The organism is Paenibacillus sp. J2L1-98, from assembly GCF_056269405.1.
Map to the genome: position 1 here is coordinate 992846 of NZ_JBWDNW010000001.1, position 14024 is coordinate 1006869.

Sequence of the window (14024 nt, forward strand, 5' to 3'; positions counted from 1 at the left end):
TTTAATTTGTATTTCTAAAATAAATACATGTCGAATATTCTCTGAAAATGTCGAGAAAACTAACTCAAGGACAAGTTTTCGATAAGGAGTACAAAAAAAGGGCCCCTTTTCAAAAAGGAGCCGGATTGGAGTTATTCTGATTTTGATCGTAGCGATACCCTCGTGGCGGAACACCCATTATTTTTTTGAACATTTTACTGAAATAAAAATAATCCTTATACCCTACATGATCCGCGATCTCATTGATCGGGATGGAGGTCGTCCGGAGCAGCTCCGAAGCTCGGTTTATTCTAAGACCGGTTAAGTATTCGGTAAAGGTTTTATCCAGTTCTTTACGGAACAATTGCGAGATGTAATTCGGATTTAAGTTAAATTGTTTGCTTAAGCCCAGTATTGTAATGTCCTCGCCGAAGTGCTCGTTGATGTATTCCAGCATGTTAGAGAATGTACTGCTGCGTCCAGGTTGCATGAAAACCAGATGATGATGGTTGTGATCCTTCTCCACTTGGAACAATCGCTTTAAATCATCGATCATATCCCGAACATCTTCAAACTGCTCTGCCAATTGTTCAAAAGAATAGAGATATAACTCGTTCGATCCCATTCCCTTTCGGCTTAACTGCGAAATGCAATCGTTATACAACAACAGAGCATGCCGGATATTTAGATGGCCGCTCCGAAACATGGCCTGCAAAGAATCAAGCTGCGCAATAAACGCCTGGTCATCTCCTTCTGCCAGCATGGCAAATGCCGACTTCATGTCATTCGATTGCCATGACCCTTCCCATGCGAGAGCTTCGGCCAACGTGAAGTATTGATAAGCCTGTAGTTCTGCATCCTGGATGGCCTGCGCAAATCCCGCCGTATCGATACCCCGTTTGCTGAAACCGATTCCTTTCAAGAACGAATGGCCTTCAGAAGCAAAGGTGGCCATTAATTGATCCGCATCTCTGTCAGCCATCACGTATATAAACTTGCGATAACCGATGCGTACTATAAGGCATGGTATTTTCTCATAGATCGGCAGCTTGTCCCTTCTTACGGAAAGAATGATCCGCAAGCCGTCTTCTTCGGAGCCGGTAATGCCGGCCAACGCCAACTCATGCCGTAATCGATTGTGCGCTTCCGGCGTACCGGCCTCGATCAAATCAAGTATTTCCCCCTCAGGCAGCAATTGAGAGGCATCCAATTCCCGCTTGAGCTTCCTGAGATACCCTGTGATTTCCATTTCGTCAAAGGGTTTAAGGCAATACCCGAATATGCCGTTCTGGATCGCTTTTTGAGCGAGAGCGAATTCCGCCAGTCCGCTGACGATAAGAAATTTGGCGGATACGCCGGCATCGTCCAATCGTTTCTTCAGCTCCAGCCCGTTCATGCCGGGCATCCGGATATCGGAAAAAATTACATCCGGACGTATTCGTTTGATAGCTTCTACAGCCTCTTCACCGCTTAGCGCATAGCCCGCAACTTCATAGCCGCTGCCCTTCCAATCCACCGTCGCTTTCAGACTTTTAATAACCAGTTCCTCGTCGTCCACGAGAAAGACCTTATACATTACACTTCCCCCTTGGCCGGAATTTTAATCGTGACCGTCGTTCCGCCTTCGAGCTCGCTCGTCATCCCGATGCCGTATGTTTCTCCAAAGTTGATGCGGATTCGGTCATGCACATTTGCAAGTCCGATGCCGGATTCGGAATAGCCGTCAAGGCTACCGGCTGCCGATCGGTGGCGTTCAATCGAAGCGTTGATCTCCGCTAACTTGTCCGGACTTATTCCCGTACCGTTATCTTCGACGAATAGTAGCAGGTTCTCCCCGTCCCTATAACCTTTGATCCTGAGCACTCCGGTTCGCTCGAGCGGCTCGATGCCATGCTTGATGGCATTCTCCACGATGGGCTGCAGAATCATCTTAGGGACTAGACAGACGAGGCAATCCGAGCCTATGTCGTATTCCACTTGCAGCCGTTTGCCAAATCGGATTTGATGAATGAAGATATAGTTTTTTACAATAATCAATTCCTTATCCAAGGAAACCATATCGGGCCCCTTGATACTGTAACGGAAAAACAATGAAAGCGCTGTAGTCAGTTCGAATATTTGCGAAGAGCCCTCATCCGCGGCAAGCCCTTTGATCGACTCCAGGGTATTGTATAAGAAATGCGGATTGATTTGGCTTTGGAGAAAGCTGAGCTCCGCTCTCCGCTTAATCAATTCCGTCTCGTAGAGGACACGCTTGCTTTCCAGCAAACTGTCCGTCAAATCCTCAATTTCCGCGAGCATTTCATTAAAACGCGAAGCCATAATAATCATTTCCGCATAACCATCCACTTCGACTCGTTTGCTGAGATTTTTTCTCTCCCCGAGAGTTATTTCCCCCATCAGTCTCATTAACTTCTTCAAAGGCTGCAGAATGTTGTTGCTTACGTACAGAAGCGGTATGATCATCAGAACGAGTGCAATTGCAACCATGATAAGCTGCTCTTGACGGATCTTGTTGAGGCCTTGAAGAAGCACACGATTCGGCATTTTAATGACAATCTCGCCGTTCAAATCCGGAATGGCTTCCCTTTGAATCATATATTTATGCTTTTCATTCAACAATGTATCTTTAGGAATAGGCTCCCCCAGCTTGCTTGAATCATCATTCGTATAAAGGAGCCTTCCTTTACGATCCGTCATGTAAACGAAAGCTCCCTCGGGTAAATGCACAGGGTTGCCGTTGCCGAATAGCAATCGATTATTGATGACCAGCAGTAAAGTGCCAAGTTCATTTTTGCCTGCCTCAAAATCAGTTGTAGAGTAGATACGAGCTCCCGCCACCAATACCGGCGTTGAATTATAAGGCAAATCGATCATTTTCAGTCCCAAAAAATAATACAAGTTATTTCGCGGAATCTCCCTGGAAATAACCGTTAGTTGATCCGCATCGGCCCGGAGATTATAGACGGCGCCGTTTTTGTCGACCAGTGCGATATCCAGAATTCCCTCTTTCATCCCCGCCATATCTGACAAATAAGCTTTCAACTGGGTAAACAATTCAAACTTTTGGGTTGGATCTGCAGCACTTAAAAATTTTTGTACGGTTTTGTTGTAGGCAACCGTTTCAATACTTCTTTTATAATCATTACTATTCGAAGAAATGGACTGATTCAGCTGCGAGATAAGTCCATTGATATAATCGCTGTTATTCCTCTTTACAACATTGATGGCGCTTAAATAATTCGCAGCCATGATCAAAAGCATAACCGTAACAATTAATAAACCAAGTAAAGATAACTGAAGCATAATGGGAAGTTTCTTAAGATAGGACAGTTTCATATGACTTTCCCTTCGTTGAAAAATAATATTGTATTAATTATTGTCTCAAATTCATTACTTATTTAAAAGAGGCAAATAGTTGATGCATTCCTAGCCGCCAAAATTGCAGCCGCTTCGCACCCTAACATCTGTTAGTGTTTCTAGAGCAGCATAAAAAGAAGCCTCATCCTCATACACCAAGCCAAACGGACTAAATTCCTTTACAAGATGATAATGTTTTGATAGTTTCTCAGCTGACAGACGTACTCTGCGTAAAACACATAGTGTCGGGATTCGCATCAATCTTTTTATTCCATACGTTTGGCCGTAAAATAATCCATAATTCTGGTGCCTGTTTCTTGACTGAAAATCTTGGAGATTTAGAATTACGAAAAATGGGACCTCTTTTGCAACTCACAATACTATAGAGTTGAGAGGACTCGGACATCACGAACTAAACCATTCTTGTTGTAACACTGGAACTTCACACGACATTTTATTACTGGCTCGACGAACAGATATTTATCATTTTCGCTGGTATTTATATGCAGCAAATGCTTGGCGTGCTTCAGGTAGTGCAAGCTCACAAAAAGGGTAAAAACAGCCAATCCCGCTCTGCTCGGAATTGGCTGTTTTATTGCAGATTATTACATCAACGCAGCGGCGAAAGAGACGAGCAAATCGGCTTGCTCCGCCGTGATCGCTTTTCCGCTTTGCGTCTTCGCTTGGTTTACGAAAGCTCCCAGCTGCCCTTCCTTCGCCTTCGCGTTTCCACTGACAGCGGAAGCCTTGGCGGCATCCAACTTTTCTATCAAAGAGGCGGCGACATCCCCGTGCCCACTTTCCTCGAACCACATTCTGGTCAGACGAGCAAGGCTATCGTAGTCAACGGTGACGATGACCCTAATCGAGGCGTTCGTCGCATGACCCGCTTGATCGGAGGCGGACGCGCTAAACGTGTGCTCGCCGAGACCCAATTCATAAGCCGGCACTTTGATCAATTCACAAGTCGTCGTTGCAATCCCCGATAATTCGTCCGTTGCATCGCAGCCGATCGCGACGAGCTGGTCTACCGTAAATTCGGTACCGTCCGCAACGTCGAAGATAATGCTAGGCGCCGTCAAGTCGACCGACACGGACAACGACTTCGCTTCTTCCGCGTTACCCGCCCGATCGACGCTCCAGTAAGTTACCGTATGCACGCCTTCGGTTTCGATAACGGCTTGTCTCCCACTCGCGACGTCTTCGTCGTCCACTCGATAGTAGGTCGCTGCCACGCCGGAGATTTCATCGGCCGCGGCGAAATCAACGACGACAGGCGAACGGTACCAGTCGTTCTGCGCTTCCCCTTCCGCCGTTGCGGTCGTCTCCGGCGCCGCATCGTCGCTGCTATTCAGCGCGATATCCTCAGTATTGTACATGAAAATAAGTCTTTCGTTCGTTGAGATATTCGGTATATCTGCTATTTGCGACAGTTTTTTTGTTCCCAGCCGGAGTGTTAATACGGCACCACTCCCTGATCCGGCCGCGTGTTGATATACGATCCGATTGTCAAACTTGGGAGAAACCAGGAAGAAGGGAACTACCCCGCTGGAACGCAGAATAAACTTTTCATTTTCGCCTATCTCTGTGGCATCGGCTTTTATAACATTGTAACTCTCTACCGTATCATCCTTTACTGATAAATAGGTGTTTGTCTTGACCAGCCGTATCGAATATGTGCCGTCGTCGTTAGTGACCAACTGATAGAAAGGCGCGTCCTTTTTCATGACGCTGGTAACAAGCTCGCCGTTTTCATTAATATCATAGTAAGAGTTCAATGTCTCAGCGACCCTCTGACCGTCCACGATGCTCCAATTCCTCTGATATAAGGGCTCCCATCTGGTCCGCATCTGAAAATACGGCCCGCTTGAGTTCAGCGGCTCGCCGCTATAGTACGTCAGGGTGCCAAAGTTCAAATTGTCAAAATGCACCATTGCCTGCGGGCGCGAGGCCGCCGCCGCCCTCGTTGTCCATGTCATATCGATGCCGCCCACCTTGGTGTAGAGGGCAAGAGCCTGCTCAAAAACAGGCCTGAGCTCGCCTCTGTTAAGCCCGTTATTCTCCCTGTCAAACCCGGCTCCATAATATCCTCTGCTGGTATCGCCAAAAACGTTTGGCATCGCAACAAAGGGGACATCCTCACCGTAAAGCTCCTTCGAATACAGATTGTATTTCGCCGAATATTCGAAAGCTTTTGCCAGCCTGTTATCGTACAGGGAATACAAATCCACATCCTGATTGTAAGCGATCAGGCATATCTCGGCCATATATCCGATAGCCAGCATGGCATGAGCCTGATCACGACCGGTTTCCATATTCTGGCCTGTTTCGTTCACATAAGTGAAGATGGAGCCGTTCACATGAATGTCCTGATATAAGGCCATCGCGCGGTCAAAGATTTCCGTATTGTCACAAAGAACGCCTATCGAAATCATGCTGACTATGGCCGCTGCGTCCCAGTTGCCGTTGGCAAGCATGGGAGCAGCTGCGTCCTGGATCACCGGATATACCACGTTTAGCATCATATCCTGCAGCGCTTTGAAGTCAGCGTCGCTGTATCCGCTGTATCCGCCGTTGTAATACCTTATAATCTCAGCGGCGCTGGCATATTTGTAAGCGTTGATGCCGGCGCCCAAGATCCTGTCCCTACCATCTATCACTTTTAAGGCCTTCGCCCATTTCCCAAGTATGTCTGAGGCTCTTTCCGCGTATCTATAGTCTCCCGTGATCACCCACTGCAGGGCGTTGAAATACGCGGCATTGCCGCCCTTCTCAAAATAGCCGATGTTGCCGGAATCCGACGGGGCTCCTCCACGTCCGACATTCGAAAATACAGTACTCTCGTAATCGAAGCTCGATAAATCATAGGTAACGCTGTGCAGCAATCTCTGGTAATCAGAGTACCAGGGCTCAGCCTTCTCCTGAACACGAAGCTTCATTCTCTCCAGGTCTTTTATCGTATGCAAAATACCAGGATGGTTGAAAATTCGTACCTTCACATCCGCTATCGCTTGATAGCCGCTTCCGTTATATTCCACAGTATACTTGTGGATGCCGACGCTCAGGTCCGAAACCGTTACGCGTATCAAGCCGTCGGCATAAACAACGTCCGCGTCCGTCCCAACGACAATATAATTCTCAGGGTTCGTATCGCCGTTCACGGGACGCCAGAACAATTCAGCGTCGTCTCCAGATACCTCCTGACTTATCTCCAGCAGATCCCCGCCCGTTACCTCTTCAAAATAAAATCTGTATTCGGTATTCTGAGCGGCCGTTCCGGTGCTCTGCATGGAGTCGTCGGTCATTTTTACATTAATGCGGTTAAAGCCAGAGTCGTCTCTCATCATGGACAAATGCGACCAGATGCGGTAATAACCCGATTTCACATAATGGTCTACATAAAACCGCTCGTTCCAGCTTGGGATACTTGCCGACGCCTTGACTTCGAACGTCCTGTCGGTGCTGGTACCGCTTTGGGCGCCGCTCAGGATATTAAAGTAACGATGGGTATTGCTCAGGAACTCTTCAGCCGTAAAGTAATTCTGGATCGTAAGATATTTGTCATTGTCCAGGGATTTTATGGAATAAGCCGTCCTGGTGGCTCCAACCTCCGGTTCCTTATGTTCCACGGTGGCGAAATAGTCAAGGACATACAGCGCGAACGTGGAAGCCTCTGCGGCATTTGCCGTAAGCGACAGTTTTTCCGTGATGGGATCAACCTTAACATATTTGCCTTCCCCATTTTTCATTTTAAAAATCATTGACGCGGTCTTGCTGTTGTTAAAGTAATTCCCCATGTTCGGACCCGTAATCTTGGAAGCGAGCTCCGCAAGGTTGTTCATCGCCGTTTGCAACGATAAGAGGGCTTGGTCGACTTGGGCTTGCGTCGCACTGGCCCGACTTACTTCTTTTGCATTGTTGAGGGCACCCGCAAACACCTCCCAGCTAGCCGCCGTGTACTCGGCTCCAATTAGCTGATCCGCTTCGGCAATCAGCGCGCTGATCGCCGTCTTGTCGACGATACTATTGTTCACAATAGGATCACCAAGAGTGACGGCCAAGGATGGTCCAGAGTATCCCGATGTATTCCTTGAGGAATACATCTCGCTGGCAGCTACCGCATTTTCGTTCACACGAGTTGTCGTAAGATGTATACTGACTACTTTTCTTCCGTTACTCAACGCAAATCGGAAGATTGTGGACAAGTCAATGGAAAGGTTTTCTTCACCGGTTGACGTGACGTTTTGGGTTACAACCGGCGATTCAGCTATATCGTTTGGGCGGGTATTATATGTGAGATTGTTTACCGTCCACTCGGCGCCAGAGTTTCTCAGGGTCGGTTCGCTTTCAGTAAATACCAACTCGTTTGGCGCATGCGTTTTTCTGAAGCTCAAAATCATTTTCATCTCGTCAATATTATAACGATTAGTTTCGATGGAGGATAAATCAAAGTTGAGATAAGTATGCCGGAATTTCCCGTAAATTAATTTATTTGCGTTTAAATTTATCCCCAAGCTGTCTGCCTGCGTGCCGAAATTAGACACAAATGCGTCCTGCACCGCCGGGAAGGATGCTGTCCCAGCCGCCGCCGCAACAATCGCTGTTGATCCCAGGAAAAGGGTATATAACTGCATACATATAATTGGTACACATAACAGTAACGATAAGACCTGTTTCAAATGCTTTTTCATGATCGCTCTCCTTTCTGAAAAACACAATTCTATGGCTTCTTTTCCAATGTAAGCCACAATCTCTGTCTACATACAAAATGTAACCGCTACCAAAATAAGACGTAACCGTGGCCTGAAACACGGCTTAACTCCTTCAGATCGACGGTTGCTCCAACGGGCCGCAGGCGTCTTTCTAAAGATAAGCTGGTCGAAGGGGGCGATGCGAGTGGATTCTACTGCTCAGGGAATTTTTCCAATCCCATCGTTCCGTCTGCCTGCAAAGTGATGTCCGACATCATCTCCTTTCTATCTGTTTAGTGAGACATCCACAAAACGCATTGGTATCGTGGAACACAATCCGCCAGGGGCTTTTGTGTTCAGCAAGACCTCAACAAACTTTATAATATCGATGTGAGGAAGCAATTCATATGCTCTTTTTTAAGAATAAAGTCAGTTTTATTTAGAATTGAGACTCCAAGGCTTTAGCGCATAAAGGCCACCGAACCCATGACGCGATACCCTTGAATAAACCGACATCAACCGCAGTGCTCTTGCGTGTCCGACCGTGATTCCAGTCTCTTTATATGTCACCGAAATACCGAAAATTCGTCTTGGGAACAGCTGACCTTTAACCGCGAAAAACGTTGAAGATAGGTAAGCGTCAAATAGCCCACACCTATTCAAAGGATGTGGGCTTAACTATGCTGAAATCAGGATTTAAACACGCGAACACGCGACAGGTCAGCGGAATCTTCGGCGACCACGGCAGCAGATCGTGCCGGATCATGCTCATCTTTTATATAAAACTAACAGGTACGTGAATAGAAATATCGGAGCTTCCAGCGATTCCTGCTTCGCAGCTTGCCAAAGTGAGATAGGACAGCCACTATGCGTTGCCTTCTTTGTCCGTGCCAATCGGATCTTGAAGCGAAACGTCCTTCCGGGTTTTCTTAAGTAACCTTAAATGCATAAGTATTTCATTCTCGATACAACGAGCCGCGAATGTCGCTGCGCGACGACCTACCTCTTCTACCTGATGATAGAATCATTAATATATCGTATGAGATAGGCTACAAGTTGGAGCCGCGGTCACTGGGTAATCAATCTTTGAATCATCACACAGCCCCCAAATATTTAATTGATGCCATCTCTACTGTTGTAACAAGCGAAGAGCCTTTTTATTTGAATAACGAAACTTAACCACAAAAAAGATCTACTGCATACCTGCTGAACACATTCATTGAGCGAATGAGGTTTTTTATTATCAATATTGCCTCTGATCACCTTTACAAAGGTTTTATCCTCACCCTCGACAATAGGACCAAAAAGTTCAATGCATGATAAACCATGCAATATCCCATCTTCTTAGGTTAGTGTCATCTTATTTCATGAGATCCTAGAAATAAAATCAATAATAGCCCGGTTAAACGATTCCGGCTGCTCCATGTTAGAGAAATGACCCGCCTCAGGCAAATAAGCGGCTTCCGCTTCAGGAATCATATCAAGAAGCCTCTTCGAGGATTGCCTGCTACCCTCAGAGTCCATTTCCCCAATGACTACTAGCAAGGGGAGACTTAAGTCGCGCTTCTCCAAAAGTTTTATGATCGGAGGACCAACTAGCGGCCTGTATCTCTCATAGAGAGGCTGCCAAACCGCCCATTCACCTACCATTCTTCTTAACTCCGGCTCGATTCCTTCTTTATTTGAGCCGCTGTGTCCAAGCTGAAGGGTGATCCATTCCTCCTTGAAAGCAGGCACATCCAGCACTCTAGCTTCATTCCGTTCCGTATCGCCGTCGCTTTCTTCTTCCGGCCAATGCTCATCTCCACCTACATAAAGCCCTGAGCCGGCGCAAGCGGCCGAAAGAACACGTTCCGGGTATTTCGCATATATGTCCAGCGCAACCATGGAGCCCAGAGACAATCCAACGAGATGGGCCTTTTCGACCTGCAGCTTATCCATCAATTCGATCAGATCGTATGCATGAACAAATCTTTCCCTTATTTCCGGCATAGATGACCTTCCATAACCTCTCAAATCATAGCGAATGACTCGATAGTATGGAGACAAGTCATTGAATTGTGGTGCCCACATCCCGGAATCAACCGAATGGGCATGGATGAGAATAATCGCATCCCCTTGACCTGACTCTTCATAATATAGCTTGGCGCCCGTTACATCGATATACATAATTTGCATATCCTCCTTTATTTTCAGCTTCTTCAGACTGTCATGATCGAGGCCGAACAAAATCTATCACACAGTGAAAGAAAGCTTTACTCGCTGAATGATAGACTTTTCGTATACTCATTAACGTCAAAGTTTCCCTGCTCCGCATTCAGAATCAACTTCCCGTTGATCCGAAGTTGGATGAACTGAACGCCTTCCACGGTTCGTTCGTCATCATAGCCGTATATTCGACTCGGGTTCATATTCGCACCGGTAAAAGTGATATTTCGAAACGTGATGTTCTCTATCTGCTTGCCCGGAGCCGGGTTGTAATCTTTGTTCCAAATGACTCGAATGTCGATCAGCTGGCCCATCTCGAATTCCTCCACACGGATATTGTCGTAGTTCACGTTCCTGATCGTGTTCTTATCCCCCGCGTTAATCGCCATGGCTCCCCAATAATTGACCTGAGGCTCATGGTGCTCCAGAATGTCGATATTCTCGAATACAATATTCTCGATGACGTCACCGTCCCGATGATGGTCGCCGTGCGTTCCCATCATCAGCGGATGCGCGACATCCGCCCATAGTACCGAGTCACGAACGCTGACGTGACGAGTATCGCCGTAGAAATCCCAACGCGTGCCGTAAATCGCGATACAGTCATCGGAGGTTCGAAGAAAAACGTCTTCGATATCGATGTGAGAGCTGGCCATCATATCGATTCCGTCGGACCAGCCGCGTGTGCTGAACGACTTGAAGTTACGGATGCGGATGTGCTCCGATTTTCCGATGTAAATGCTGTAATGCGGCGGGTCCAGCAAGATAATGCCTTCGACCGTAATGTTTTTCGAAAAGACGATCCGAACGCCGCGAAAAGCGGAAAAGCGGTGAAAATCGGATAAATAGAGGATTCCTCTTCCCCGAATAACAATATTCTCGGCATGCTCGCATACAAGCGATGCGACAACGATCGCGCCGCCGGCGATATAGACTGTTTTGCCTGACGGAATGGCCAGAACGGTTTCTTCCAGATAATGCATGCCGGGCGCAAAGTAGATAACATCCGGCACTTTACCATCCAGCGCAGATGGCGTTGCGGCAAGTCTGTAAATATCTGCAGACCGGTGAATGCCCGGCTTCAACACGAGCACGTTCGGGTCGTCAGACAGCGGGGGATCCTCCTCCATCGCATTGGCAAAAACATGGAGGTTGCTAAACCTCTCGCCGTTGATTTCAATCGACAGCTTGCGCGGACGATCCAATGTGAGCGAGATAACGTTATCCTTCCTGACGAGAGGAATGTTTGCAGACACCGGCCGGATGACCGCCTGCTCCACGGACCGGCCGGGACATATAACCTTGACTTCGACAGGACCCTCCATGTCGAAATAAACCAACGACGCTTGACGCACCTGGTGCATGTCCACCTTCACCTCATACACAAACAGCTCTTGCCATTCTTCGCCAGGGGTACGGACGCTTACGGTAAAGTCGTCCCGCCCGATTGCGCCCTTAGGCGCTTCATATACTATCGGTTTGCTCATAACAACCTCCATGTTTAGCCTTCTGATTTCAGTCAAATATGCGACCCGGTCCCGTATCGGACAAACCTCCAGGAAGGAGGATCACTACTTCCGAATAAGCTTCCATTTCTGACCGCTGGAACCGTTGTTGAGCCCTATTTGAACATTGGTCCCATTTGCCGTCCCGCTTCCAGTCACTTCCAATGTCTTGTTGCTGCTCGAATCTACCAATTTAAACGTCCCGTCATTGTTGCTTACCATTTTCCACTTCTGGTTCGCTCCGCTGCCGTACGTCCATATTTGAACGTTCGTACCGTCATCCTTTCCTGCGCCATACACGTCCAGAGCCTTACCGCTCGCAACGCCGATCAGTCTGTACGTACCGTCGCCGTTGCCTGTAATTGTCCACTGTTGATTGGTTGCGGATGTGCTGTTGTCTGTCCAAATTTGCACGTTCGCCCCGTTTGCCGTGCTTCCGCCGCTTACGTCCAATACTTTGCCGCTGTTTGGGTTTAGCAGAGCATAATTGGCTCCGGATGCGATCCCGCCGCGAATGAGCTGCCACTTCTGGGCGGCCCCGCCATTATCCGTCCAGATCTGTACATTCGTTCCGTTCGCAGTGCCTCCCCCATTGATATCAAGCGCTTTGCCGCTTTTGGAATCGATTAATTTGTACGTGCCGTCCGCATTGGCTGTAATCTGCCACTTTTGATTCGCTCCGCCGCCATAGGTCCATATGTGTACATTCGTACCGTCAGCCGTTAATCCGCCGTTAACATCGAGCGCTTTGCCGCTCGGGACCCCTATTAACCGGTAAGTACCGTCGCCGTTTTCGTATATGTAAAAGCGCTGACTATCGCTGCCAGTGTCCTCCCAGATCTGCACATTCGTCCCGTTGGCCGTTCCGCCGCCCGAAACGTCCAGTATTTTTCCGCTGTTCGGGTTTCTGAGCGTATAGATCTGGCCTGACAGGATCGGGCTTTGCGCATATAAAAGCGTCGTAAATGGATGATGGTCAGTACTTAGAGGCTCCGGACGAAGCGAATCTACCACGGATTTTGTATAATACAACGGATCCGCTGCTGTTCCGTCAGCCACTCCTTTGTTATAGTGATAATGGTTCCACACCATTTCAAAAATCGGACGAAATTGCGCCCTGCCCGATGGGGAAACGGCCGGCTCGTCTCTCCATTCATAGGTATAAAGCGGCGTAAACGGCACTGTCCCCCCGTTGTTATACTTGGCGGAATATTCTACGCCTTTCATAATGAGCCGGCTGGAATATTCGTATAAATCCTCGAAGGACGAATCGCCTTGATGCTGAATGTACGACATTTGCGCCATATTGGCGAGCGCGCCGATCCCCAGCATGTTATGCGGCTGATCGCGGCCGCTTTCCTCGGACTGAGCCAGGTTCGGGTCGCTGGTCGGGAAGAGGTAGTACGTTGCCCGCCCGTTAAAATCCCCGTTCTTAAAATAATCGACTGCTTCATTGTACAAGCCGATATCGTCGCACAAAATGCCGATCGCCATGATCGTCTGCATCGCCAAAGTGTCCTGAGCCCCACGGTACCAGTAGGGGTATGTACCGTAGTCTCCGTCACTATCGTTATGAGTGACAAGATAACTGTTCAGATTCGGATAAAACTCGTTGCGAAGCATATTTTTGGCCGCAGTGAATTTACCGGCGCTTACCCAGCCGCTGTCTGCCCGTAAAATATCGGCTGCCGCTGCAAATCTTATACCGGTGATTCCCGCTAATATTTGGACTTCATCGCCTCCTACCGGATTGGAATCGGCTGCATTCAGCGTACTTGACCAGGCGTCTATTATTTCTTCCGCCTTCAATCTCGCATTATTGGCCTCTGTAGAATCGCTTGAAACCTTCCAAATAATTGCCTGAACGAGTGCCGCCTCGGAATCGTTAAAAAGTTCAGTGACCCCCACATTCCAAGCGGAGTTTCCCCACCTTTGCGGCGATTTCTTCGGATTCGGCGTATACGAAGACGATGCAAAATTGTTATTCTTACCGGCCGCCCACGCTTCGGTCCAAGGACTCGCACCCATGGCGATCTTTTGCTTTGCGCGGTCAAAATCGGCCTGCGTATACAAAATTCCCCCGTGCGTAAACGTGGCAGCGCTTACATATGTCGGTTTAAAGGTAACGCCGAATGGAATGGCTGACAGCATAAGCAGAATTGCAAACGAACTGAACAGCATCCTTTTCCACTTCATCTCAAGCTTTTTCATTAACCACACCTCCAAAAATGAAATGAACTCATTTTCTTATTAAAAACTATCGTACGCCCCCTTATTTCGG

The 14024-nt window shown here is 47.9% G+C and carries 6 protein-coding genes; all 6 read right to left on the bottom strand.

Annotation, left to right across the window (positions count from 1 at the left end):
• Positions 1–109 precede the first annotated feature (109 nt).
• The 6 genes from AC0YNZ_RS04455 to AC0YNZ_RS04480 all read right to left on the bottom strand — a co-directional run bounded on the left by AC0YNZ_RS04455 (position 110) and on the right by AC0YNZ_RS04480 (position 13954).
• Positions 110–1555, bottom strand: coding sequence for a response regulator (locus tag AC0YNZ_RS04455; protein ID WP_475825435.1), 1446 nt, complete (start codon positions 1553–1555; stop codon positions 110–112).
• The gene (locus tag AC0YNZ_RS04460) at positions 1555–3318 is read right to left on the bottom strand and encodes a sensor histidine kinase (RefSeq protein ID WP_475825436.1); all 1764 of its coding nucleotides are present in this window, start codon (positions 3316–3318) and stop codon (positions 1555–1557) included. Before AC0YNZ_RS04460 ends, AC0YNZ_RS04455 begins: the two co-directional genes overlap by 1 nt.
• Positions 3319–3944: 626 nt before the next feature.
• Positions 3945–8030, bottom strand: a complete 4086-nt coding sequence (locus tag AC0YNZ_RS04465) for an OmpL47-type beta-barrel domain-containing protein (protein WP_475825437.1) — start codon at positions 8028–8030, stop codon at positions 3945–3947.
• 1365 nt (positions 8031–9395) lie between these two features.
• Positions 9396–10199, bottom strand: a complete 804-nt coding sequence (locus AC0YNZ_RS04470) for an alpha/beta fold hydrolase (protein WP_475825438.1) — start codon at positions 10197–10199, stop codon at positions 9396–9398.
• A gap of 86 nt (positions 10200–10285) precedes the next feature.
• Positions 10286–11725, bottom strand: a complete 1440-nt coding sequence (locus AC0YNZ_RS04475) for a glycosyl hydrolase family 28 protein (protein ID WP_475825439.1) — start codon at positions 11723–11725, stop codon at positions 10286–10288.
• 84 nt (positions 11726–11809) lie between these two features.
• Entirely contained in the window at positions 11810–13954 is a 2145-nt protein-coding gene (locus AC0YNZ_RS04480) for an RICIN domain-containing protein (protein WP_475825440.1), read from the bottom strand.
• Positions 13955–14024: the final 70 nt, after the last annotated feature.